The organism is Mycolicibacterium setense (genome assembly GCF_000805385.1).
Lineage (GTDB): Bacteria > Actinomycetota > Actinomycetes > Mycobacteriales > Mycobacteriaceae > Mycobacterium > Mycobacterium setense.
The window spans coordinates 184,055-207,863 of sequence record NZ_JTJW01000008.1 but is presented as its reverse complement, the minus strand read 5'-3'; the positions used below and the strand labels follow the sequence as shown (position 1 = coordinate 207,863).

Annotated in this window: 21 protein-coding genes; 17 read left to right on the top strand and 4 right to left on the bottom strand. The window is 67.7% G+C overall.

What is annotated here, in order from left to right; all coding sequences use genetic code 11:
• Position 1 precedes the first annotated feature (1 nt).
• From murD to QQ25_RS19300, 12 genes are all read left to right on the top strand, one after another.
• Complete coding sequence (gene murD / locus QQ25_RS19355; RefSeq protein WP_110797685.1) at positions 2 to 1,498, top strand: UDP-N-acetylmuramoyl-L-alanine--D-glutamate ligase; 1,497 nt, start codon at positions 2 to 4, stop codon at positions 1,496 to 1,498.
• 5 nt (positions 1,499 to 1,503) lie between these two features.
• Positions 1,504 to 3,132: a putative lipid II flippase FtsW gene (gene ftsW, locus QQ25_RS19350; protein ID WP_039321531.1), complete on the top strand. Its 1,629-nt coding sequence runs from the start codon at positions 1,504 to 1,506 to the stop codon at positions 3,130 to 3,132.
• Positions 3,129 to 4,319, top strand: a complete 1,191-nt coding sequence (gene murG, locus QQ25_RS19345; protein ID WP_052235922.1) for an undecaprenyldiphospho-muramoylpentapeptide beta-N-acetylglucosaminyltransferase — start codon at positions 3,129 to 3,131, stop codon at positions 4,317 to 4,319. Before ftsW ends, murG begins: the two co-directional genes overlap by 4 nt.
• Entirely contained in the window at positions 4,316 to 5,776 is a 1,461-nt protein-coding gene (gene murC / locus QQ25_RS19340) for a UDP-N-acetylmuramate--L-alanine ligase (protein WP_039321527.1), read from the top strand. Before murG ends, murC begins: the two co-directional genes overlap by 4 nt.
• A gap of 107 nt (positions 5,777 to 5,883) precedes the next feature.
• The gene (locus QQ25_RS19335) at positions 5,884 to 6,747 is read left to right on the top strand and encodes a cell division protein FtsQ/DivIB (protein ID WP_052235982.1); all 864 of its coding nucleotides are present in this window, start codon (positions 5,884 to 5,886) and stop codon (positions 6,745 to 6,747) included.
• Between the two features lie 189 nt (positions 6,748 to 6,936).
• On the top strand, positions 6,937 to 8,097 hold the full coding sequence (ftsZ, locus tag QQ25_RS19330; RefSeq protein ID WP_039321525.1) for a cell division protein FtsZ: 1,161 nt from the start codon (positions 6,937 to 6,939) through the stop codon (positions 8,095 to 8,097).
• Between the two features lie 34 nt (positions 8,098 to 8,131).
• On the top strand, positions 8,132 to 8,842 hold the full coding sequence (gene pgeF / locus QQ25_RS19325; protein WP_082017608.1) for a peptidoglycan editing factor PgeF: 711 nt from the start codon (positions 8,132 to 8,134) through the stop codon (positions 8,840 to 8,842).
• Positions 8,843 to 8,875: 33 nt separating this feature from the next.
• On the top strand, positions 8,876 to 9,715 hold the full coding sequence (locus QQ25_RS19320) for a YggS family pyridoxal phosphate-dependent enzyme (RefSeq protein WP_039321521.1): 840 nt from the start codon (positions 8,876 to 8,878) through the stop codon (positions 9,713 to 9,715).
• On the top strand, positions 9,712 to 10,350 hold the full coding sequence (locus QQ25_RS19315) for a cell division protein SepF (RefSeq protein ID WP_029108796.1): 639 nt from the start codon (positions 9,712 to 9,714) through the stop codon (positions 10,348 to 10,350). The genes QQ25_RS19320 and QQ25_RS19315 overlap by 4 nt, the downstream gene beginning before the upstream one ends.
• A 178-nt stretch (positions 10,351 to 10,528) precedes the next feature.
• Positions 10,529 to 10,819, top strand: coding sequence for a YggT family protein (locus QQ25_RS19310; protein ID WP_029108797.1), 291 nt, complete (start codon positions 10,529 to 10,531; stop codon positions 10,817 to 10,819).
• A 208-nt stretch (positions 10,820 to 11,027) separates the two neighbouring features.
• The gene (gene wag31, locus QQ25_RS19305) at positions 11,028 to 11,843 is read left to right on the top strand and encodes a DivIVA-like cell division protein Wag31 (protein WP_029108798.1); all 816 of its coding nucleotides are present in this window, start codon (positions 11,028 to 11,030) and stop codon (positions 11,841 to 11,843) included.
• Between the two features lie 71 nt (positions 11,844 to 11,914).
• Positions 11,915 to 12,277, top strand: a complete 363-nt coding sequence (locus QQ25_RS19300; RefSeq protein ID WP_039380487.1) for a hypothetical protein — start codon at positions 11,915 to 11,917, stop codon at positions 12,275 to 12,277.
• Here QQ25_RS19300 and QQ25_RS19295 read toward each other — a convergent pair.
• The 4 genes from QQ25_RS19295 to QQ25_RS19280 all read right to left on the bottom strand — a co-directional run bounded on the left by QQ25_RS19295 (position 12,274) and on the right by QQ25_RS19280 (position 16,074).
• Positions 12,274 to 12,954, bottom strand: a complete 681-nt coding sequence (locus QQ25_RS19295; protein ID WP_039380485.1) for a phosphoribosyltransferase — start codon at positions 12,952 to 12,954, stop codon at positions 12,274 to 12,276. The two genes, QQ25_RS19300 and QQ25_RS19295, sit on opposite strands and share 4 nt — an antisense overlap.
• Before the next feature lie 42 nt (positions 12,955 to 12,996).
• Positions 12,997 to 13,719, bottom strand: a complete 723-nt coding sequence (locus QQ25_RS19290; protein ID WP_039380483.1) for a type 1 glutamine amidotransferase — start codon at positions 13,717 to 13,719, stop codon at positions 12,997 to 12,999.
• Between the two features lie 89 nt (positions 13,720 to 13,808).
• Positions 13,809 to 14,459 carry a response regulator gene (locus tag QQ25_RS19285; protein WP_039321511.1) on the bottom strand — a complete coding sequence of 217 codons (651 nt, stop codon included), beginning with the start codon at positions 14,457 to 14,459 and terminating at the stop codon, positions 13,809 to 13,811.
• The gene (locus QQ25_RS19280) at positions 14,452 to 16,074 is read right to left on the bottom strand and encodes a sensor histidine kinase (protein ID WP_052235921.1); all 1,623 of its coding nucleotides are present in this window, start codon (positions 16,072 to 16,074) and stop codon (positions 14,452 to 14,454) included. Before QQ25_RS19280 ends, QQ25_RS19285 begins: the two co-directional genes overlap by 8 nt.
• 67 nt (positions 16,075 to 16,141) lie before the next feature.
• Between QQ25_RS19280 and QQ25_RS19275 the strand changes: the two genes are divergently transcribed.
• The 5 genes from QQ25_RS19275 (at position 16,142) to QQ25_RS19255 (ending at position 23,793) form a co-directional block, all read left to right on the top strand.
• Entirely contained in the window at positions 16,142 to 17,125 is a 984-nt protein-coding gene (locus QQ25_RS19275; protein WP_039380481.1) for a Bug family tripartite tricarboxylate transporter substrate binding protein, read from the top strand.
• Positions 17,122 to 17,607, top strand: coding sequence for a tripartite tricarboxylate transporter TctB family protein (locus tag QQ25_RS19270; RefSeq protein WP_198530824.1), 486 nt, complete (start codon positions 17,122 to 17,124; stop codon positions 17,605 to 17,607). The genes QQ25_RS19275 and QQ25_RS19270 overlap by 4 nt, the downstream gene beginning before the upstream one ends.
• On the top strand, positions 17,608 to 19,149 hold the full coding sequence (locus tag QQ25_RS19265) for a tripartite tricarboxylate transporter permease (RefSeq protein WP_039321505.1): 1,542 nt from the start codon (positions 17,608 to 17,610) through the stop codon (positions 19,147 to 19,149).
• Between the two features lie 61 nt (positions 19,150 to 19,210).
• Complete coding sequence (locus QQ25_RS19260) at positions 19,211 to 19,603, top strand: universal stress protein (protein WP_039321503.1); 393 nt, start codon at positions 19,211 to 19,213, stop codon at positions 19,601 to 19,603.
• Positions 19,604 to 19,722: 119 nt separating this feature from the next.
• On the top strand, positions 19,723 to 23,793 hold the full coding sequence (locus tag QQ25_RS19255; RefSeq protein ID WP_039380479.1) for a bifunctional nitrate reductase/sulfite reductase flavoprotein subunit alpha: 4,071 nt from the start codon (positions 19,723 to 19,725) through the stop codon (positions 23,791 to 23,793).
• Positions 23,794 to 23,809 lie beyond the last annotated feature (16 nt).

The following is a 23,809-nucleotide window of genomic DNA, read 5'->3' as shown; positions in this document are numbered from 1 at the left end:
CGTGGCCGGCCCATCCGGCGAGCGCGACGGTGACGACCGGGGGCTTCTCTCGCTGCTGACCCCCGGGGCGCCGGTGTTGGTCACCGGTGCCGGAGTCACCGGACGTGCGGTACTGACGGCGCTGGCGCCGCTCGGCGTCGCTGCGACGCTGTGCGATGACCGCGCCGAGGCCCTGCGGGCCTATGCCGAGCAGGGCACCACGGTGGTCGACCCGGCCGGCGCCATCGCCGGCATCGCCGGCTACGCAGTCGTCGTGACCAGCCCGGGATTCCCACCCACGGCGCCGGTGCTGGCGGCCGCGGCCGAGGCCGGCGTGCCGATCTGGGGCGATGTGGAGCTGGCCTGGCGGCTGGACGCCGCGGGCCGCTACGGTCCGCCACGGCGCTGGCTGGTGGTCACCGGTACCAACGGCAAGACCACGACCACCTCGATGCTGCACGAGATGCTGCTGGCCGACGGGCGGCGAAGCCTGTTGTGCGGCAACATCGGTGATCCCGTGCTGGCGGTGCTGGATCAGCCGGCGGAGTTGCTGGCGGTCGAGTTGTCGAGCTTCCAGTTGCACTGGGCACCCTCGCTGCGTCCGGATGCCGGTGCGGTGCTCAACGTGGCCGAGGACCACCTGGACTGGCACGGTTCGATGGCTGCCTACGCCGCCGACAAGGCCAGGGCGCTGGCCGGGCGGGTGGCTGTGGTCGGCCTCGACGATCCGGTGGCGGCCGGTCTGCTGCCGACCGCCGGGGCCGCGGTCAGGGTGGGGTTCCGGCTGGGCGAGCCCGCCGACGGTGAGCTCGGTGTCCGCGCCGGCAAGCTGGTCGACCGTGCCTTCGGCGCCGGGGTCGAATTGGCTGATGCCGCGACGATCAGCGTGGCCGGGCCGGTAGGTGTGCTCGACGCGCTGGCGGCCGCGGCGCTGGCCCGTGCGGTCGGCGTTGCCCCGGAATCCATCGCGGCGGCGCTGGCGTCGTTCCAGGTCGGCAGGCACCGGGCAGAGTTCGTCGGCGAGCTCGACGGGGTCCGCTACGTCGACGACTCCAAGGCCACCAACCCGCACGCCGCCCAGGCCTCGATCACCGCGTTCGACCGGGTGGTCTGGGTCGCCGGAGGCTTGCTGAAGGGTGCCTCGGTGGACGAACTGGTCCGTGAGGTGGCGAATCGGCTGGTCGGGGTGGTGCTGATCGGCCGGGACCGGCAGATGGTTGCCGACGCGTTATCGCGACACGCCCCGGATGTACCCGTCGTCGAGGTTGTGACGGGGGAGGATTCTGGGGTGCTTGAGACGAATGAGTCTATTGATGATCATGTGACTCGTGTGATCGCCGTCGCGGACCGCCCGGTCTCCGACGCGGTCATGGCGGCGGTCGTGGACGCCGCCCGCGGGTTGGCTGCATCGGGTGACACGGTGTTGCTGGCCCCGGCAGGCGCGTCCTTCGATCAGTTCAGCGGCTACGGCCAGCGCGGCGACGCGTTCGCCGGTGCCGTCCGCGCTGCGATCGGGTAGGCGAGGTGGCCGACATCCTGGCCCGGTTGCGCCGCCGTGGTGCCGACGCGACCGGCGACACCACCACCGCCGAGGGCGGATCGGCCGAGGCGAGTTCCGCGTCGCCGTCCGCCGCGCCGCGTACCCGGTTCGGCGCCTGGCTGAGCCGGCCGATGACGTCGTTCCATCTGATCATCGCGGTCACCGCGCTACTCACGACGCTCGGTCTGATCATGGTCCTCTCGGCCTCGGGCGTGTATTCCTATGACTTCGACGGGTCGCCCTGGGCGGTGTTCGGCCGCCAGGTGATGTGGACCGTCGTCGGGCTCATCGCTTTCTATCTGGCCCTGCGGATATCGGTTCGGACCCTGCGCAGACTCGCGTTCCCAGGGTTTGCCTTCACGATCGTGCTCCTGGTGCTGGTGCTCATTCCGGGAATCGGAAAGGTGGCCAACGGTTCCCGTGGTTGGTTCGTCGTCGCCGGATTCTCTATGCAGCCCTCGGAGCTGGCCAAGATCGCCTTCGCGATCTGGGGCGCGCACCTGCTGGCGGCGCGCCGCATGGAGCGGGCGTCGCTGCGCGAGATGTTGATCCCACTGGTGCCCGCCGCGGTGATCGCGCTGGCGTTGATCGTCGCCCAGCCAGACCTCGGCCAGACGGTGTCGCTGAGCATCATCCTGCTGGGTCTGCTCTGGTACGCCGGCCTGCCGCTACGGGTGTTCATTTCCTCCCTGCTCGCCGCGGTGCTCGCAGCCGCGGTGCTCGCGGTCTCCGCGGGCTACCGGTCCGACCGGGTGCAGTCCTGGCTGGACCCGGGGGCCGACGGTCAGGGCATCGGTTACCAGTCCCGGCAGGCCCGGTTCGCCCTGGCCAACGGCGGCATCTTCGGTGACGGGCTCGGCCAGGGCACGGCGAAGTGGAACTACCTGCCCAATGCGCACAACGACTTCATCTTCGCCATCATCGGCGAGGAACTGGGATTCGTCGGAGCACTCGGCCTGCTGGCGCTGTTCGGGCTGTTCGCCTACACGGGTATGCGCATCGCCCGGCGTTCGGCAGATCCGTTCCTGCGCCTGCTGACCGCCACCACCACGCTGTGGATCGTCGGTCAGATGTTCATCAACGTCGGCTACGTGGTGGGGCTGCTGCCGGTCACCGGTCTGCAGCTGCCGTTGATCTCGGCTGGTGGATCCTCGCAGGCCACAACGCTTCTGATGATGGGTCTGATCACCAACGCGGCCCGACACGAACCGGAGGCGGTGGCGGCGCTGCGGGCAGGCCGCGATGACCGGGTGAACCGGCTGTTGCGGCTGCCATTGCCCGAGCCGTACGTCCCGACCCGGTTGGAGGTCGCCCGCAACCGGCTGCACGATCGCCGGAAGTCGCCCCCGCGCAGCGCGGCCAAACCCAACGGCAAGGCCGGAGCCAAGCCGGCCGTCAAACAGCCGGGCAAACAGGCCAGGGCCAAACAAGGAGCCAAGAAAGCGGGAGCGGCCCGTCGCGCGCCGCACGCCGCCGACCGGCCCGTGCGCCGATCCGGGGCCGCTACCGGCCAGCAGCCGCCCGGAGGCGGCCGGTCCTCGGTCCGATATCCTGCAGGCCAGCGGAAACAGGGCCAACGGGCCCGAACTTTGGAAGGTCAGCGTTACGGGTGAGTCAGGGAACAACGGGCCGGGGCGCAGCTGGTCTTCGGGGGCAGGAGCCTGGCGACCGGGGGATATCCGTCGTTCTGGCCGGTGGCGGCACGGCTGGGCACGTCGAGCCGGCCATGGCGGTGGCCGACGCGCTCCGTGAAATCGATCCGCAGGTGCGGATCACCGCCCTGGGAACCGCCCGCGGGCTGGAAACCCGGCTGGTGCCACAGCGCGGCTACGACCTCGAGCTGATCACCCCGGTGCCGCTTCCGCGCAAGCCGTCGGGTGATCTGGTGCGGTTACCGCTGCGCGTGCGCGCCGCGATCCGTCAGACTCGCTCGATCCTGGCCGGGGTAGAGGCCGACGTGGTGATCGGGTTCGGCGGCTACGTGGCGCTGCCGGCCTATCTCGCGGCCCGTGGCGGCTTCGGTCTGCACGGTCGCCGGCGCGCCGTCCCGGTGGTGGTCCACGAGGCCAATGCCAGCGCCGGACTGGCCAACCGGGTCGGTGCGGTATCGGCGCGCCGGGTGCTCTCGGCGGTACCCGAGCCGGGGCTGCGCAAGGTCGAGGTGGTCGGAGTGCCTGTGCGCGCGGCGATCACCTCGCTGGACCGTGCCGCGCTGCGGGCCGAAGCCCGGGCATTCTTCGGCTTCCCCCCCGACGCCAAGGTACTGCTGGTGTTCGGCGGTTCGCAGGGAGCGCAATCGATCAACCGTGCGGTGTCCTCGGCTGCCGAAGCCCTTGCCGCTGCTGGTGTTTCGGTTCTGCATGCGCACGGGCCGAAGAACACCCTCGATCTGCCGCAGGCAGCGGCGGGGCGCCCGCCCTATGTCGCGGTGCCGTACCTGGACCGGATGGACCTGGCCTATGCCGCGGCAGATCTGGCGATCTGCCGCTCCGGGGCGATGACGGTGGCCGAGGTGACCGCCGTGGGGCTGCCCGCGGTATACGTTCCGCTTCCGATCGGCAACGGTGAGCAGCGGCTCAACGCGCTGCCGGTGGTGTCGGCCGGCGGCGGCATCATCGTCGACGACGCCCAGCTGACCGGTGGATTCGTGGCCGACACGGTCGCAAGCCTGATGACCGACGATGCGCGGTTGGCGGCCATGACGGCCGCTGCCTCGCTGTCCGGTCATCCCGATGCCGCGAGGCGGGTGGCGCAGGTCGCCCTCGACATCGCCCACGCTCAACGAAAGAGGCTGCAGTGAACGGTAATTCACTTCCGGCCGAGCTGCAGCGGGTGCACATGGTCGGCATCGGGGGCGCCGGGATGTCCGGTGTGGCCCGGATCCTGCTGGATCGCGGTGGGCAGGTATCCGGATCGGACGCCAAGGAGTCGCGCGGCGTGGTGGCCCTGCGGGCCCGAGGTGCTGAGATCAGGATCGGTCACGACGCGTCGTCACTGGATCTGTTGCCCGGTGGTCCGACGGCGGTGGTCACCACCCACGCCGCGATCCCCAAGACCAACCCCGAACTGGTCGAGGCCCGGCGCCGCGGAATCCCGGTGATCCTGCGTCCGGTGGTGCTGGCCAAACTCATGGCCGGTTACACCACGTTGATGGTGACGGGTACCCACGGCAAGACCACCACCACGTCGATGCTCATCGTGGCGTTGCAGCACAGCGGTTTCGATCCGTCGTTCGCCGTGGGCGGAGAACTGGGCGAGGCCGGCACCAACGCTCATCACGGCAGCGGAAACTGCTTTGTCGCCGAGGCTGACGAAAGCGACGGTTCGCTGCTGGAATACACCCCGAATGTCGCGGTGGTCACCAACATCGAGGCCGATCACCTGGATTTCTTCGGCAGCGAGGAGGCCTACACCGCGGTGTTCTCGGCGTTCGTCGACCGCATCGCGCCGGGCGGAGCCCTCGTGGTCTGCACCGATGATCCCGGAGCCGCAACACTCGCCGAACACACTGCCTCACTGGGTATTCGGGTGTTGCGGTACGGCAGCACGCCCGGCGACGATCTTGCCGGCACCTTGCTGAGCTGGGAACAGCAGGGGACCGGGGCAGTGGCCCACATTCAGCTCGCCGGTGAGCCGCACCCGCGTGCGATCCGGCTGGCGGTGCCCGGCAGGCACATGGCGCTCAATGCACTGGCTGCGCTGCTGGCCGCCATCGAAGTGGGTGCGTCCGCCGAGGCCGTGCTCGACGGGCTGGCCGGATTCGAGGGTGTACGAAGGCGTTTCGAGCTGGTGGGTTCACTCAGCGGGGTCCGGGTCTTCGACGACTATGCGCATCACCCGACCGAGGTGCGGGCCACCCTAGAGGCGGCCCGGACCGTGGTCGACCAGACCGGTGGCCGGGTGGTCGTCGCCTTCCAGCCGCATTTGTACTCGCGCACAGCAACTTTCGCGACCGAGTTCGGCGCCGCGCTGAGCGCTGCCGACGAGGTATTCGTGCTCGACGTCTACGCCGCGCGTGAGCAGCCGCTTCCCGGCATCAGCGGCGCCACCGTCGCCGAGCATGTCACCGCGCCGGTCACCTACGTCCCGGATTTCTCGGCGGTCGCCGCCGCGGTGGCGGCCGCGGTACGCCACGGCGACGTGGTGCTCACCATGGGTGCCGGTGACGTGACCATGCTGGGCAAGGAGATTCTGACCGAGCTCGGTATCAAGGAGAATCGCAGTGCGCCGGGCCGGCCGTCGACGGGTTCGCCGTGACCGATCCGGGTCCTGATCGTCCCGGCGAGACGGCTGAGGAGCCGGGTCCGACCGCGCAGGAGTCGGGTCAGGCCGAGTCCGGCGAGCCGACGGCGGCGGGTTCGGATGTGCCGCCCGCGGCTGGGTCTGACTTGCCGCCCGCGGCAGAAGCCGACTATGAAGGCCCACGCCGCCGCGCCCGCCGCGAACGTGAAGAACGCCGGGCTGCACGCGACCGGGCGGTGGCGATCGAGAACGCCCGCCGTGAGGCCAAGCGCCGGGTGGCCGGGCAGTCGGTAGATGCTTCGAACACTGTGGCCCGCAGCACGATTCGTGGTCTCAAGGTCTTGCTGTGGTCAGCGCTGGCGAGTGTGGTCGCCGTCGCGTTGGGGCTGGTTCTGTACTTCACGCCGTTGATGTCGGTGCGCAATCTCGCGGTGAGCGGTGCGGCCGCGGTGCCGCAGGAGCAGGTGCTGGCCGCCGCCGCGGTGGCACCGGGCACGCCGCTGTTGCAGGTCGACACCGACGCGGTCGCCGAGCGGGTGGCCACGATCCGGCGTATCGCGACGGCCCGGGTCCAGCGCGAGTACCCATCGACCCTGAGGGTCACCGTGGTCGAGCGGGTGCCGGTGGTGGTCAAGGACTATCCCGACGGTCCGCATCTTTTCGACCGCGACGGTGTGGATTTCGCCACGGAGCCGCCACCGCCGACGCTGCCGTATCTGGACGCCGACAATCCGGGACCGACCGATCCGGCGACCAAGGCCGCGCTCGAGGTGATGTCGGCCCTGCCGCCGGATGTGGTGGCACAGGTCGGCCGGATCGCCGCGCCGTCGGTGGCCTCGATCGCGCTGACCCTCAGCGACGGCCGGGTCGTGGTGTGGGGCACCAACGATCGGACCGATGAGAAGGCGCTGAAGCTGGCGGCCCTGCTGACCCAGCCGGGCCATACGTACGACGTGTCGAGCCCCGACCTGCCCACGGTCAAGTAGATCCAGCAGAAATTGCCGGGCGGCGCGTCGGCGCGCCTGCTGCGATCACCGCCGTCAGCGCCCTACCGTTCTGTTTGCGCGGAACTACTTGACATAACTCTAAGCCTATGGTTGAGGTTGAGGGTTTGCCCCGGGGAAGATTCGGCGCCAGGAACACTATGAACACCCGACCTGGGAGGAAGACGATCCATGACCCCCCCGCATAACTACCTCGCGGTAATCAAGGTGGTTGGTATCGGCGGCGGCGGTGTCAACGCCGTCAACCGGATGATCGAACAGGGCCTCAAAGGCGTCGAGTTCATCGCGATCAACACTGACGCACAGGCACTGCTGATGAGTGACGCCGACGTCAAGCTCGACGTCGGCCGCGATTCCACCCGCGGACTCGGCGCCGGCGCAGATCCCGAGGTGGGCCGCAAGGCTGCCGAGGACGCCAAGGACGACATCGAGGAGCTGCTACGCGGCGCCGACATGGTTTTCGTCACCGCAGGCGAGGGCGGCGGCACCGGAACCGGTGGCGCACCCGTCGTCGCATCCATCGCACGTAAGCTCGGCGCGCTCACCGTCGGTGTCGTGACGCGGCCGTTCTCGTTCGAGGGCAAGCGGCGAAGCAACCAGGCCGAGAACGGGATTCAGTCGCTGCGCGAGAGCTGCGACACCCTCATCGTGATCCCCAACGACCGGCTGCTCCAGATGGGCGATGCCGCGGTGTCGTTGATGGACGCGTTCCGCAGCGCCGACGAGGTGTTGCTCAATGGCGTTCAGGGCATCACCGACCTGATCACCACACCCGGCCTGATCAACGTCGACTTCGCCGACGTCAAGGGCGTGATGAGTGGCGCAGGCACGGCGCTGATGGGTATCGGCTCGGCGCGGGGTGACGGCCGCGCGCTCAAGGCGGCCGAGATCGCGATCAACTCTCCGCTGCTGGAAGCTTCGATGGAGGGCGCGCAGGGCGTGCTGCTGTCGGTGGCCGGCGGTAGCGACCTGGGCCTGTTCGAGATCAACGAGGCCGCCTCGCTGGTGCAGGACGCGGCGCATCCGGAGGCCAACATCATCTTCGGCACGGTGATCGACGATTCGCTCGGCGACGAGGTTCGGGTCACGGTCATCGCGGCCGGCTTCGACAGCGCCGGACCCAGCCGAAAGCCGGTGGTCAGTCCCAGCGCGGCCCAGACCCAGCCGATCGCCTCGGCGCGCGCCGGCAAGGTCACCACGTCGCTGTTCGAGCCGACGGACGCGGTGAGCGTGCCGGCGCACACGAACGGCGCCACGGTGAGTGTCGGTGGAGACGGAGACGGCGGGATCGCCGACGACGATGTCGACGTGCCGCCCTTCATGCGGCACTGAGCCGGGCCCGGCGGCGGGTTCGGATACTGGAAACGTGAGTGTGCGTATTCGACGGGTGACGACGACCCGTGCCGGCGGCGTCTCGGTACCGCCCTTCGATTCGTTCAACCTCGGCGACCACGTGGGCGACGACCCGCGGGCTGTGGCCCAGAATCGCCGGCGGCTGGCCGCCGCCGTCGGAGCTGACGCGCTGGTCTGGATGAATCAGGTACACAGCGATCGCGTCGTCACCGTGGACGGCCCGCGCGACACCGCGGTCGATAATGCCGACGCATTGGTGACCACGGTCCCGCGTTTGGCATTGGTCGTGGTGACCGCCGATTGTGTGCCGGTATTAATGGGCGACGCACGCGCCGGGGTCGTCGCAGCCGTCCACGCCGGAAGGGTCGGGGCTCAAAACGGCATCGTCGCGCGGACCCTGGAGACCATGCTGGCCGCTGGTGCACGCGCCGGGGATATCTCGGTGCTGCTCGGCCCGGCGGTCAGCGGCGCCAATTACGAGGTGCCCGAGCAGATGGCGGCCGAGGTGGAGGAAGCCCTGCCCGGGTCGCGCACCACAACATCGCGCGGCACGCCCGGTTTGGATCTTCGCGCTGGGATCGCCGGGCAATTAAGGGCTTTGGGCGTCACCGCGATCGACGTCGACCCGCGGTGCACGGTCGCCGACCGAGCGCTGTTCAGTCATCGTCGGGACGCTCCGACCGGACGTCTGGCGAGTGTGGTGTGGATGGAGCAGCCGCGGTGACCGATGCCCGAACGAGCCTGGAGTGAGTCTGAGATGAGCACCGTGCAGCGCGGGCGTGACGCCGATCGGAGGGCTGAGTTGACCGCTGCGCTCGGTGCGGCGCGAGCCCGTCTGGCACGGGCCGCGGAATCGGTCGGGCGAAATGTCAATGAAATTGAATTACTTCCGATTACCAAATTCTTTCCGGCCACCGATGTCATTATTCTCAACCAATTGGGGTGCCTCGCTTTTGGTGAATCCCGCGAACAAGAGGCGGCCGATAAAGTCGATTCTGTGCGCGCCGAATTACCGGACGTGCCCATTCGCTGGCACATGGTGGGGCGCATCCAGCGGAAGAAGGCGCGGGCTGTCGCGGGCTGGGCGCACACCGCGCATTCGGTCGACAGCGTGCGGCTGCTGACGGCGCTGGACCGGGCTGCGGGCGAGGCGCTGGCCGCAGGTGCGCGCGCACAGCCGTTGCGCGTCTACATCCAGATCAGTCTCGACGGGGATACCGAGCGTGGGGGAGTCGACGTGAACGCCCCCGATCTCGTCGACGAAATCTGTGGGTCAGCGAACGCCGCCGAGGCGTTGGAGTTCGTCGGCCTGATGGGAATCCCGCCGCTGGAATGGGATCCCGATGACGCGTTCGCGCGGCTGGCCGCCGAGCGGGAGCGGGTGCAGCGCGACTACCAGCACCGGCTCGAACTCTCGGCGGGCATGTCAGGAGATCTCGAAAGCGCTGTCAAACACGGATCGACGTGTGTGCGTGTCGGTACCGCGTTGATGGGGCAACGCCCGCTAACGTCACCCGCAGTAGTCACTCCAGTCACATCTTCATCACAGACATCACAGACACCACCCCCACAGTCCGCAGAAGGGTCGCCGAGATGAGCACACTGCACAAGGTCAAGGCCTACTTCGGCATGGCGCCGATGGAGGACTACGACGACGAGTACTACGAGGACGACGACCGCGGAACTGCCCGCAGCTACGCCCGCCGTCCCCGTGACGAGCGCTTCGAGGAAGATGGCTACGGCTATGAGGCCCCCGAGTACGAGGAGGGCCCGGCCTATCGAGGCGGCTACCCGGGTGGTTTCGCCGACGAGCAGCGGTTCGATGCCCGGCTGCGCGGCCCTCGCGAATTCGACCGTCCCGCACCGCGTCTCGGTGGACTGGCCGGATCCACCCGCGGGGCGCTGGCGATGGATCCCCGCCGGATGGCCGAGTTGTTCGAGGCCGGCAGCCCGCTGGCGAAGATCACCACCCTGCGGCCCAAGGACTACAGCGAGGCACGCACCATCGGCGAACGTTTCCGTGACGGCACCCCGGTGATCATGGACCTGGTCTCGATGGACAACGCCGACGCCAAGCGTCTGGTCGACTTCGCGGCCGGTCTGGCGTTCGCGCTGCGCGGCTCCTTCGACAAGGTGGCCACCAAGGTCTTCCTGTTGTCGCCCGCTGATGTCGATGTCAGCGCCGAGCAGCGGCGCCGCATCGCCGAAGCCGGCTTCTACGCCTATCAGTAGTACGGCGACGACAGTCGCAGCACGGCGCCGCCGCCTCGCGTGCCTGAGGCCCAGATAGGGCCCGGTAGGCTGGCGGCGTCGCACTATCGGTTGACCACGTCATCTGTGTGAGATGTGTACGGCCTACGGCGACCTGTATCCAATGTCACACAACCTGTGCGTAGTGAGGTCGGCTCAGTTGTCGCTGTTCTTCGAAATACTCGGTTTCGCGCTGTTCATCTTCTGGCTGCTGCTCATCGCGCGCGTCGTTGTCGAGTTCATCCGGTCCTTCAGCCGTGACTGGCACCCCAAGGGGCTGACCGTCGTGGTGCTGGAGGTCATCATGACCGTGACCGACCCGCCCGTGAAACTGCTGCGGCGGCTCATTCCCCAGCTCACGATAGGCGCCGTACGCTTCGACCTGTCGATCATGGTGCTGCTGCTCGCGGCGTTCATCGGGATGCAGCTGGCGTTCAACGCGGCCATGTAGACGGGTGCGCGCAAGCCGGGGTTCGGAGCCCGATCTCCGCGTTTGCCGAATGGTCCACAAATGCGTAAGAAGATTGAAATTCGTTCTTAAAAATAGGCCTCCACTGCAACCGCCGGGTCTGGTGTGACAGGATGGACTCCAGTTGCGTTCAAGCGAGGCTTTACACTTTGAGATCGATTGACGGTCCAAGACTTCAAGGGGGCAGACAATGCCGCTCACTCCGGCGGACGTCCATAACGTCGCGTTCAGCAAGCCGCCCATCGGCAAGCGTGGCTACAACGAGGACGAGGTCGATGCCTTTCTCGATCTGGTTGAGAACGAGCTGACTCGGCTCATCGAGGAAAACGCCGACCTCCGGCAGCGGGTGTCCGAACTCGATCAGGAGCTGGCCTCGGCGCGGGCGGGCGGTGGCACTTCGTCCACCCAGTCCATCCCGCGCTACGAGGAGCCCGAGCCGACTCCTGCGCCCCAGCCGGTGTACGAGGCCCCGGCGCCGGCCGCCCCTGCCGCGCCGCCCAGTGAGGACACTGCCGTACGCGCAGCCCGCGTGCTCAGCTTGGCGCAGGACACCGCGGACCGTCTGACCTCCACGGCCAAGGCCGAGTCGGACAAGCTGCTCTCGGACGCTCGTGCGCAGGCCGACGCCATGGTCAGCGATGCCCGCAAGACTGCCGAGACCACGGTTTCGGAGGCCCGCACCCGTGCCGACGCCATGCTGGCCGACGCGCAGACGCGCTCGGAGACCCAGCTGCGTCAGGCTCAGGAGAAGGCCGATGCCCTGCAGGCCGACGCCGAGCGGAAGCACTCGGAGATCATGGGCACGATCAACCAGCAGCGCACGGTCCTTGAGGGCCGCCTGGAGCAGCTGCGGACGTTCGAGCGGGAGTACCGGACGCGCCTGAAGACGTATCTGGAATCCCAGCTGGAAGAGCTGGGCCAGCGCGGTTCGGCCGCACCGGTGGATTCCAGTGCCAACAACGACTCGGCTGGTGGGTTCAGCCAGTTCAACCGCGGCAACAACTGACCGGTAAGACGGACTTCCTCGCGCTGTCGTGAACCGGCCCGGTCGCGGGCCACCACACTTAGGGTTGAACGATGTTGATCATTGCGCTCGTGCTTGCCGTCATCGGCCTGGCCGCGCTGGTGACCGCGGTGGTCACCAGCAATGAGTTGATCGCCTGGGTCTGTATCGGTGCCAGCGTGATCGGTGTACTGCTGCTGATCGTCGACGCGTTGCGGGAACGCTCGCGCGGTACGAAGGCCGGCGACGGTGACGACACCGCCTCGGCGGCCGACGCCGATGCTGACAGCGGCGCCACTGAGACGACCGAGACTTTCGACGCTGTGGACTATCCCGACGAGTCGGTCGCCGAGCCTGAATCTGATGTCGCCGTGGAGTCCGACGCCGCCGATGAAGACGTCGAGGCCGACGATTCAACCGAGAAGTACAAGAACTAACTCTTGCCCGGCCCCGTTGTGGGCGCGGCCAGCAGACGACGAACCTCGTCGTCGCTGACCTGGTGGAAATCCACGAACGCCTGACCCACAGCTTCGAACTGGGGCGGAGTACTGGTGCAGACCACCTCGTCGGCCTCCTCCGGCAATTCGCCGCTCAGGCTGGGCGGACCGACCGGTACCGCCACCACGACCCGCCGGGCCGCCCGTACCGCACGGACCGCGGCCAGCATGCTGGCTCCGGTGGCGATGCCGTCATCGACCAGGATCACCGTGCGGCCGGAAAGCTCGGGGGTGCCACGTCCTCCGCGGTACGCCTGTTCCCGGCGCTCGATCTCGGCGGTCTCGCGCCGGATGGTCTCGACGATGGTGTCCTCGTCGATGCCCAGGCGGCCCACCAGGCCGTCGTTGAGCACCAGACCTCCACCGGAGGCGACGGCACCCATCGCGAGCTCGGGCCACTGGGGTACGCCCAGCTTGCGGACCACGAAGACGTCCAGCGGTGCGTGGAGGTGGGACGCGACTTCCCAGGCGATCGGGACTCCACCCCTGGCCAGGCCCAGGACGAGCACGTCGGGGCGATCTCGATAGGACACCAGCTGTTCGGCCAGGACCCGGCCCGCTTCGTGACGGTCCTGGTAGATCCGGTCCCTGCTCGCTCGTAGGCTCCAGGCGTTCATGAGGTGTCCCGGCACTCGACAATTTCGCCGGTTGAGGCCAGCCTACGTCGACGGCTGCGGCCGGACCACCCGGTTCAGGAAGCCGCGGACCAGGATGTGCAGCCTTGCCGCCGCATCTCCGGTGAATTCCTTTGTTTCTGAGCGTAATTCGTGGTGGGAGGTGCCGATTCCGGCGGCCGAGCCGTCGCGGTCGTGTGCCAACCAGACCTCCAACAGCTCCGAATCCAGTTCGGGGTGAAATTGCAGGGCCAGGGCCGTGCCCAGAACGAATGCCTGTGACGCGGCGGGAGTGCGGGCGATCTCGATGGCCCCGGGCGGGATTGTCCAGCGGTCGAAATGCCACTGGAACCACCGGCCACCCGGAACCAGCCCGGCGTCGTCGGTGGCCACGTTGTACCAGCCCACCTCGGGTGCGGGCGACCTGCTGACCGATCCGCCGAGGGCCTGCGCGATGAGCTGCCCGCCGAAGCACACTCCGAGCACGCCGACCCCCGATTCCACGGCCCGGCGCACCATGTCCATCTCGGCTCCGACCCAGCTGTCGACCAGGGCTTCGTCGTACACCGGCCACCGGGCGCCCAGCGGAACGATCACGTCATAGCCGGTCGGCTCGGGGAAGGCCACGTCGCCGGCGGGTGCGTCTTCGCGATCGGGCGACACGACGTCGAACGTGTCGATGTCGAATCCGCATTCGGTGAAGACGTCGGCCAGCATGGCCTCGGTGGCCGTGTGGTCGTTGCGCAGGAAGAGGACCGTGGGTGTCACACCGCCATTATTTCGGTTCCCGCCGGCCGTGGCATTTCAGGTCCACTTTATGGACCTTCAACCGCCTCGGACGCGACGGCAGGGACTGCTCACCTGGCCCGGTAGCGCCGTGCGGGTCGGCCGGCGCCATACTGCAACCGCAGCTCGAGCGCCCCGGTGCTCAGGTAGTACTCCAGGTAGCGCCGCGCACTGACTCGCGAAATACCTACCAGCTCTGCGCATTCCGCAGCCGACACCTCGCCCGCGGCGCGAACGGCATCCATGACCAGTCGACCAGTTTCGGCGCCGAGGCCCTTGGGTGGGGCGGAGGCCGGGCCACCGAACAAGGCGTCGATGGTCGATTGATCCGCACCGCCCTCGGCTGCCAGCGCATCGGCACGTGCGGCGAAGGCCACCAGTTTCGCCCGCAGTTGATCGAAGTCGAACGGCTTGATCAGGTAGTCGGCGGCCCCGCCGTCCAACGCGCCACGCACCGTGTCGAGTTCGCGGGCGGCGGTGACCATGATGACGCCCACCAGGTCGCCGTCGGTACGCAACCGCCGCAGCACGTCCAACCCCGTCATGTCCGGCAGGTAGACGTCGAGCAGGATCAGGTCGGGGCGAAGTTCGGCGGCGGCAGCGAGGGCGTCGGTGCCGTTGCGCGCCACCGACACGGTGCGGTAGCCGTCGACGCGGTCGACGAAGCGACGATGTATCTCGGCCACCATGAAGTCGTCGTCGACGACCAGTACGTCACGCATGAAGACTCACCACGAACAGGGCGCCGCCTCCGGGCGCGTCGGTGACTTCCACCTCGCCGCCGTGCTGGGCGGTCACCAGGCGTACCAACGCCAAGCCGATGCCCCTGCCGCCGGGCACCTCGGCTTTCGAGGTGACTCCTCGGGAGAAGATCGACTCCCGAAGGTGTTCGGGCACACCGGGTCCCGAATCCGATACGGCCAGCAGCAGCCCGGCCGAGTCATCGATACGCACCTCCACCCGTGCGGCCGCCGACCCGACGGACGCATCGACGGCGTTGTCGATCAGATTGCCCAGCAACGTGATCACGTCCGTTGCCAACGCCGGGGCGAGCGCGCTGAGGTGGCTGTCGCCGGCCAGGGTGAGGGCGACTCCGCTCTCGGCGGCCAGTGATGTCTTGGCGATCAGCAGCGCCGCCACTGCCGGATCGGAAACATGTTGGTTGACAGCATCGTTGATCTCTGCGCGGCGTCGGGTCAGGGTGCCGACCACGTCGCGCACCGCATCGAATTCTCCGAGCTGTACCAGCCCGGAGATGGTGTGCAGCTGATTGGAGAACTCATGGGTCTGGGCCCGCAGCGTGTCGGTCACGCTGCGGTGTGAGGACAACTGTGCCTGTAGGGCGGCGAGCTCGGTGCTGTCGCGCATGGTGGTCACGGTACCGATGCGCTGCCCTTGGCTGCGGGCTGCGCGGCGGTTGAGTGCCAGCACCCGGCTTCGGGTGGTGATCACCACGTCCGATTCGTCGGCCTGAGTTCCGGTGCCGGACAACAGGAATTCCACGATCGCCGGCTCCAAGTCCACCTCGTCGGCGCGGTGGCCCACGGCCTCTGCTCCGATGCCCAGCAGATCGGATGCGCTGTCGTTGATCACCGTGATGACGCCCTCGTTGTTCACCGCCACCACGCCTTCACGGATGCTGTGCAGCAGCGCCTCCCGGTGATCGGCCAGGCCGGCGATCTCGGCGATGTCCAGACCGCGGGTGTGTCGATTGATGCGACGCGACAACAGCCACGACGCGAGCATCCCGAGTGTCGCGCCCAGCCCGAGGTAGATCAACAGCCGTTCGCCGGCCCCGCTCAACAACTCCCATATCGACGGGTAGCGCTCGCTGACCGAGGCGATCGCCAGCACCGCGCCATCGGCCGCCAGGATGGGAACCTGGCCCACCAGTCGATGGGTGCCGTCGACGTCGGTGTCGCCGGACCAGGCTCGGCCCTCATCGGCGCGGGTGGTGCTCAGGTCGAGCCGTCGCCCGACGCGGGCCGGGTCGGACGATACCCGCACGATTCCCGCCGGATCGGCGATCTCGGCCAGTTCAGCACCCGACAGAGCCGCCGCACGGTCGACCTCGGGTGCCAGTATTTGCGCGGCGAACGGGTCGTCGTACCGGTCCCGGACGATGGGTGTGGAGGCCATGTTCTCGGCGACCGCGATCATCCTCTGCCCGCGCACATCCCGGAACTCCCGGGTGGACTGCGTGACCGATACCGCGGCCACGGCAATCAGCACCACCGCGACCACCAGTAACTGGAACACCAGGAAGCGCCCCGCCAGGCTGCCGCCCCGCAACAACCGTGAACGCGCGACCGGCGAACGCGCGACCGATGAACTCAACGAACAAAACTTCCTTTGCGTCCGAATGGGTGACCTACGTCACGTCAGGGGTCCAGTATTGCTGAACATGAGATTTCGACGTCTAGGTGCCGCGCTGACAGTGGCCGTGGTCGCGCTGATGCTGGTGACAGCGTGCGGGGTCACCCGGGGGGATGAATCCCGCGGCCTGCACCGGCTGCGCATGATGGTGCCCAACAGCCCGGGCGGCGGCTACGACCTGACCGCGCGCACCGCGGTGAAGGTCATGGAAGACGCTGACATCACCGGGCGCATCGAGGTGTTCAACGTCATCGGAGCCGGCGGCACCGTCGCGATGGCACGGCTGATGAACGAACGAGGCAACGACGACCTCATGATGATGATGGGCCTCGGTGTCGTGGGAGCCGTGTACACCAACGGTTCGTCGGCGCGGGCGTCCGACGCCACCGCACTGGCCAAGGTGGTGGAGGAACAGGAAGGCATTCTGGTGCCGGGGGATTCGCCGTTCCGCACCATCGGCGATCTGGTCGCGGCCTGGAAGGCCGATCCGGCCAAGATCACCATCGGCGGCGGCTCCTCGCCGGGCGGGCCGGATCATCTGTTCCCGATGGAAACCGCACGCGCGGTCGGACTCGACCCGCGCAAGGTCAACTACATCACCTACGACGGCGGCGGTGATCTGCTGACCGCCCTGCTGGGCAAGAAGATCGCCGCGGGCACGACCGGACTCGGTGAGTTCGTCGACCAGATCGAGGCGGGGCAGGTCCGAGTGCTGGCGGTGTCGGGAGCCAAACGTGTCGAGGGAGTCGACGCGCCGACCCTGTCCGAGTCGGGCATCGACCTCACGTTCACCAATTGGCGCGGAATACTCGCGCCGCCAGGTATTTCCGGTGAGGCCAGGGATGCGATGGTGCGCGCCCTGACGGATCTGCACGGCACCCAGCAGTGGCGTGATGCGCTGATCAAGAACGGGTGGAGCGACGCGTTCAGCACCGGCGCGGAATTCGAACAGTTCCTGCGTGATCAGGACAACCGCGTCTCGACGACGCTGAGCGAATTGGGGTTGTTGTGAAGGTCGACAAGGCCCAGTATCTGGTCTGCGCGGTCCTGGTGGCCGTCGGCGGATTCCTGATCTATGACGCGCTCACCCTGACCGGCGGGTTCGCCAAGGTGGATCCCGTTGGGCCGCGCGCCTTTCCGCTGGGAATCGGCATCATCCTGATCGCGCTGGCGATCGTCCTGGCGCTGGCGATCCCGCGAGGGTCGGTCGGTGAGGCAGATGCCGGCGAGGACGTCGATCCGAACATGCCGGGGGACTGGCGCACCGTGGGGCTGCTGGTCGGACTGTTCGTGTTGGTGACCATCCTGGTCAAGCCGTTGGGCTGGGCAATCATGGGGGCGCTGCTGTTCGCCGGGGCGGCAACGATTCTCGGCAATCGCCACTACATCCGCAACCTTGCGATCGGCACAGTGCTTTCGGTGGCGAGCTTCTACGCGTTCTATTCCGGGCTCGGAATCCCGCTGCCCGCAGGCATTCTGGACGGGATTCTGTAGATGGGTAACTTCGACTGGCTCATGCAGGGGTTCGCCGAGGCGGCGACGCCCATGAACCTGCTGTACGCGGTGATCGGCGTGCTGCTGGGTACCGCGGTGGGCGTGCTGCCGGGAATCGGCCCGGCCATGACGGTGGCCCTGCTGCTGCCCGTGACCTACAACGTCAGCCCGAGTGCGGCGTTCATCATGTTCGCCGGAATCTTCTACGGCGGGATGTACGGCGGGTCGACCACCTCGATCCTGCTGAACACGCCCGGGGAGTCGTCGTCGGTGATCACCGCGATCGAGGGCAACAAGATGGCCAAGGCCGGGCGGGCCGCGCAGGCTCTGGCCACCGCCGCGATCGGATCGTTCGTGGCTGGCGCGATCGGCACCGCGCTGCTGGCCGCCTTCGCGCCGCCGATCTCGCGGTTCGCGGTGACCCTGGGCGCACCGTCCTACCTGGCGATCATGCTGTTCGCCCTGGTTGCGGTCACCGCCGTGCTCGGCTCCTCCAAGCTGCGCGGGGCGATCTCGCTGTTCCTCGGTCTGGCGATCGGGGTGGTCGGCATCGACTTTCTGACCGGCCAGCCGCGTGCGACCTTCGGCCTGCCGCAGCTGTCCGACGGTATCGACATCGTGGTGATCGCGGTGGCGATCTTCGCGCTCGGCGAGGCGCTGTGGGTGGCGGCGCACCTGCGCCGCCGGCCGGCCGATGTGATCCCGGTGGGGCGACCGTGGATGAGCCGCCAGGATTTCGCTAGGTCGTGGAAGCCTTGGCTGCGGGGCACCGCCTACGGATTCCCGTTCGGCGCCCTGCCGGCCGGTGGCGCCGAGTTGCCGACGTTCCTGTCCTATATCACCGAGAAGCGCCTCTCCAAACACCCCGAGGAGTTCGGCAAGGGAGCCATCGAAGGCGTGGCCGGGCCGGAAGCGGCCAACAACGCCTCGGCGGCGGGAACTCTCGTGCCGATGCTGTCGCTGGGCCTGCCCACCAACGCCACGGCCGCGGTGATGCTCACCGCGTTCGTATCCTATGGGATACAGCCCGGCCCAACCCTTTTCGAAAAGGAACCGCTGCTGATCTGGACGCTGATCGCCAGCCTGTTCATCGGCAACCTCCTGCTATTGGTACTCAACCTGCCGCTGGCGCCGCTGTGGGCCAAGCTGCTGCGCACCCCGCGGCCGTACCTGTATGCGGGCATCTTGTTCTTCGCCACGCTGGGGGCCCTGGCCGTCAACGTGCAACCGCTGGACCTGGCCCTGCTGCTCGTGTTCGGCCTGCTGGGGTTGATGATGCGCCGGTTCGGCCTACCGGTGCTGCCGTTGATCATCGGGGTGATCCTCGGCCCGCGCATCGAACGGCAACTGCGCCAGAGCCTGCAACTCGGCGGCGGTGACTGGACCAGCCTGTTCACCGAACCGGTGGCGATCGTCACCTATGTCCTCATGGCCATCCTGCTGTTGATGCCGTTGGTGCTCAAGCTGATGCACCGTAGCGAGGAAACGTTGTTGATCGTCGAGGACGATGCGGATCAGCAGGAGAAGGCGGCCCAAGCATGATCACCGACGAGCGCTTGCGCGAGGAGAAGACAACCGACGAGCGCTCGCGCGAGGAGAATCAATGATCGTCATCGGCTACACCGCGGACGCTTTCGGTATTGCCGCCATCGAGCACGGCATCGCAGAGGCGGCCCTGCGGGGCACCAGCCTGTTGGTGATCAACGCGACGTCGGGTGAGGCCTACGTGGATTCCCGGTTCGCCCGCTCCGGTCAGGTCCACGACGTCGAGGAACGGTTGCGGGAGAGCGGCGTGCCGTTCGAGTTGCGGCAGCCGGTGGGGGTCGATGCGGCCACCGAATTGCTCGATGCGATGGACGCGCCTGAGGCGGAGTTGCTGGTGATCGGAATCCGGCACCGCAGCCCGGTGGGCAAGCTTTTGCTGGGCAGCGTGTCGCAACAACTGCTGCTGGAGTGTCCGAAACCGGTGCTGGCGGTCAAACCTGAGAGCCACTAAAGCACTCTGAACTGGGGTTATTGTCCTCACAATGGGCGTCTTCACGCGGTGAGGATCAGTTTTCGTCCCGATAACCTCGCCGGAAAGATCCGACAACACCCTCACCGCAAGATGGGGACATGGCGGATGGCGCGGCCCCGGGTCCGGTCCCGGACTCGACACAGCGGACGGCGTGTTCGTACTGCGGTGTCGGCTGCGGTATCGAGGTCACCACCAGGGACGATGACGGCCGCAAGGTGATCGCGCGGGTGAGCGGCGACAAGCTGCACCCCACCAATTTCGGGCGGCTGTGCACCAAGGGTGCCATGCACGCCGAGCTGATGGCCGCCGACGACGACCGGCTGAAGTCCGCTTTGCTGCGGCCCAGCCGTGCCGATGAACTGGTGCCGACGCCCGTGGACGACGCGGTGGCCGAAGCCGGCCGCCGGTTGCGGGCCATCGTCGACGAGCACGGTCCGGATGCCGTCGCTCTCTATGTGTCGGGCCAGATGACGCTGGAAGCGCAGTACCTGGCGACCAAGCTCGCCAAGGGCTTCCTGCGTACCGTGCACATCGAATCGAATTCACGGTTGTGCATGGCGAGTGCGGGCACCGGGTTCAAACAGTCGCTCGGCGCCGACGGGCCGCCGGGTTCCTACACCGATTTCGATCGGGCCGACCTGTTCTTCGTCACCGGTGCGAACATGGCCGACTGTCATCCGATTCTGTTCCTGCGCATGGCCGATCGGCTCAAGGCCGGCGCCAAGCTGATCGTGGTGGACCCGCGCCGGACTGAGACCGCCGAACGTGCCGACCTGTTCCTGCAGATCAAGCCGGGCACGGATCTGGCTCTGCTCAACGGCCTGCTGCACCTGCTCCTGGAAGACGCTGCGAGCGGCGCGATCGACCATGAGTTCATCGCCGAACACACCACCGGTTGGGAGGCGATGCCGGAGTTCCTGGCCGATTATCCGCCGGCCCTGGTCGCCGAGATCACCGGAATCCCCGAGGCCGACATCCGTACCGCCGCGGCGATGATCGCCGAGGCCGGGGAGTGGATGAGCTGCTGGACCATGGGGCTCAACCAGAGCACGCACGGAACGTGGAACACCAACGCGATCTGCAACCTGCACCTGGCCACCGGCGCGATCTGCCGGCCGGGTAGCGGCCCGATGTCGTTGACCGGCCAGCCCAACGCGATGGGCGGCCGCGAAATGGGTTACATGGGGCCGGGTCTGCCCGGCCAGCGGTCGGTACTCGCCGCCGATGACCGGGCCTTCGTCGAGACCCGATGGGGCATCGAACCCGGCACGATCCGCTCCGAGGTGGGCCCGGGCACCATCGGCATGTTCGAACAGATGGAGCAGGGCGAGATCAAGGCCTGCTGGGTCATCTGCACCAACCCCGTTGCCAGCGTGGCGAACCGGAAGACGGTGATCAACGGCTTGGAAGCCGCCGAGCTGGTCGTCGTCCAGGATGCCTACCGGTCCACGGCCACCAATCACTACGCCGACATCCTGCTGCCCGCGGCATTGTGGGCGGAATCCGAAGGCGTGATGGTCAATTCGGAGCGCAACCTGACCCTGCTCACCCCGTCGGTCGCCCCGCTCGGGCAGGCCCGCCCGGACTGGCAGCTGATCTGCCAGGTGGCAGCACATCTGGGGTTCGCCGAACACTTCGATTACCAGTCGGCCGAAGAAATCTTCGCCGAGATCCGCGGGTTCGCCAACCCCAAGACCGGATATGACCTGCGCGGCGCCGACTATGAGCGGCTGCGCCGGACCCCGTTGCAGTGGCCGGTTCCACCGGTCGACGGCCCCGGCGGGAAGGACGACCGGCACCCTATCCGCTACGTCAACGACGGTGTGAGCCAGGACCTTTTCGTCGACGCTCACGGTCACCGGCCCCGGCTGGCCTTCCCGACGCCATCGCGGCGGGCCGTCTTTCACGCCCGGCCGCATATGGATGCAGCGGAACTCCCCGATGACGACTATCCGATGGTGCTCAACACCGGCCGGCTGCAACATCAATGGCACACCATGACCAAGACCGGCAAGGTGGACAAGCTCAACAAGCTCAACCCCGCGCCGTTCGTCGAAATCCACCCGCTGGACGCCCTGGACCTCGACATCGTCGAGGGGCAGCCGGTCGAGTTGGCATCCCGGCGTGGACGCGCGGTGCTCCCCGCGGTGCTGTCCGACCGGGTGCGGCCGGGCAACTGCTTCGCGCCGTTTCACTGGAACGACGAACACGGCGAGTACCTGACCGTCAACGCGGTGACCAACGATGCCGTCGATCCGGACTCGTTGCAGCCGGAGTTCAAGGTGTGTGCCGTCAGCCTGCGCCCGGTCCGATCGGTGGACGGCACGCCGGCGCTGCATCCGCTCGCGGTCGAGATGGGACTGAGCGCCGCGCACAAACCGAGCCTCAGTCAGGACGAAAAGATCTATCTGGCCGGGTTTTTCACGGGCCTTCCAGATGATCCCGCCGGAGTTCCGGTGCTCCCGGCGGCAGCGCCGCTGAGTGCCCGGGCGCGGCTGTGGGTGGACGGAATGCTGGCCGGACGCTATTCGCGGGCCGGCGACATCGTGGCGGGCGGGCGGCCGGTGCCGGGCGGGCCACTGGTGTTGTGGGCCTCTCAGACCGGCACCGCCGAGGAGTTCGCGGCCGGGCTGGCGGGCCGGATCGCCGGAGCCTCGTTGGTCAACATGGACGAACTCGCATTGACCGACCTGGCGGCCGCGCGTGACATCCTGGTTGTCACCAGCACATTCGGTGACGGTGGGCCTCCGGACAACGGGGCGGACTTCTGGAGCCGGCTGCAGGCGCACGACGCCCCGCAGTTGCACGGGCTTCGGTACGCGGTGCTCGGCATCGGTGACAAGTCGTACGACAATTTCTGCGGGCACGCGAAATCATTGGACCAGCGGCTGGCCGATCTGGGTGCCACCAAACTGCTCGAGCGGGCCGAGTGCGAGGCCTACGACGACGAGCCGCTGCGACAGTGGGCCGAAACGGTCACCACAGTGCTGACCGGTCCGGCGCCGGTTCCTGCCGTCATCGGTGGCGGCATCCGCACCGTGATACCCACCGAGCCCGACGAATTCACCAGGGCCAAGCCGATTCTGGCCGCCCTGGCCCGCAATGAGCTGTTGACCGCGCCGACTGCGGCAAAGGAGGTGCGCCAGTTCGGCTTCGACATCTCCGAGTATGACGTGAACTACGCGGTCGGTGACTCCTTGGGTGTCTATGCCAGCAACGATCCGGCCGTGGTGGACTCCTGGCTGGCGGCCACCGCACTCGATCCGGACTCGGTGATCGAGGTCGACGGGGTCGAGCAGGCGTTGCGCGATGCGCTCATCTCGTCGTACGACATCTGCCGGGTGACGCCGGACCTGCTGAGGTTCGTCGCGGACTCGTGCCCCGACCGTTCCGCGGCCAAGATCCTGCGCAGTTCCGGTGAGCGGCGCAGCAATTGGCTGCGCAACCGGAACGGCCTCGATGTCGTGGCCGAGTTCGCGGTCCGTGCCGAACCCGAACAGTGGCAAGAGGCACTGGTCCGGCTGACTCCGCGCAGCTACTCGATCTCGTCGAGCCCGCTGGTGAGCCCCCACGAGGTACAGCTGACGGTTTCGGTCGTGCGCTACCGCGGCGCCGGGGGCGCGCCACGGGGCGGGGTGTGTTCGACGTTCATGGCCGACCGCGCTGCGGCCGCACCGGTGTTCCTGCAGCGGTCACCGCATTTCCGCCCGCCGGAGGAGCCGGGCACGCCGATGATCATGGTCGGTCCGGGCACCGGGGTGGCACCCTTCCGGGGGTTCCTACAGGAGCGTCGCGCGCTGGGACACACAGGCCGTAACTGGTTGTTCTTCGGCGATCAGCACCGCAGCGAGAACTTCTACTATCGCGACCAGTTTGAGGACATGGTGCATGACGGTTTCCTGAGCCGGCTGGACCTGGCGTTCTCCCGCGATCAGGCCGACCGGGTGTACGTGCAGCACAAGATGCTGGACCGCGGCGCCGAGATATGGCGTTGGCTCGATGACGGCGCCCACTTCTACGTCTGTGGTGATGCGGGCCGGATGGCCAAGGACGTGGACGCCACCCTGACCGCGATCCTCCGTACCCACGGCCGGATGTCGGAGGACGCCGCACGGGACTACAAGCGGGAGTTGGTCGCCCAGAAGCGGTATGTGCGCGACGTGTACTGACCCCGGCTACCGATCC

Excerpts from the sequence above, each read along its gene's own strand:
- QQ25_RS19260 (WP_039321503.1), top strand. The coding sequence starts at position 19,211 with ATGATCGTCATCGGCTACACCGCGGACGCTTTCGGTATTGCCGCCATC.
- QQ25_RS19275 (WP_039380481.1), top strand. The coding sequence starts at position 16,142 with ATGAGATTTCGACGTCTAGGTGCCGCGCTGACAGTGGCCGTGGTCGCG.
- QQ25_RS19315 (WP_029108796.1), top strand. The coding sequence starts at position 9,712 with ATGAGCACACTGCACAAGGTCAAGGCCTACTTCGGCATGGCGCCGATG.
- ftsZ (WP_039321525.1), top strand. The coding sequence starts at position 6,937 with ATGACCCCCCCGCATAACTACCTCGCGGTAATCAAGGTGGTTGGTATC.
- wag31 (WP_029108798.1), top strand. The coding sequence starts at position 11,028 with ATGCCGCTCACTCCGGCGGACGTCCATAACGTCGCGTTCAGCAAGCCG.
- QQ25_RS19300 (WP_039380487.1), top strand. The coding sequence starts at position 11,915 with ATGTTGATCATTGCGCTCGTGCTTGCCGTCATCGGCCTGGCCGCGCTG.
- QQ25_RS19320 (WP_039321521.1), top strand. The coding sequence starts at position 8,876 with ATGAGCACCGTGCAGCGCGGGCGTGACGCCGATCGGAGGGCTGAGTTG.
- QQ25_RS19255 (WP_039380479.1), top strand. The coding sequence starts at position 19,723 with ATGGCGGATGGCGCGGCCCCGGGTCCGGTCCCGGACTCGACACAGCGG.
- QQ25_RS19285 (WP_039321511.1), bottom strand. The coding sequence starts at position 14,459 with ATGCGTGACGTACTGGTCGTCGACGACGACTTCATGGTGGCCGAGATA.
- QQ25_RS19265 (WP_039321505.1), top strand. The coding sequence starts at position 17,608 with ATGGGTAACTTCGACTGGCTCATGCAGGGGTTCGCCGAGGCGGCGACG.
- QQ25_RS19295 (WP_039380485.1), bottom strand. The coding sequence starts at position 12,954 with ATGAACGCCTGGAGCCTACGAGCGAGCAGGGACCGGATCTACCAGGAC.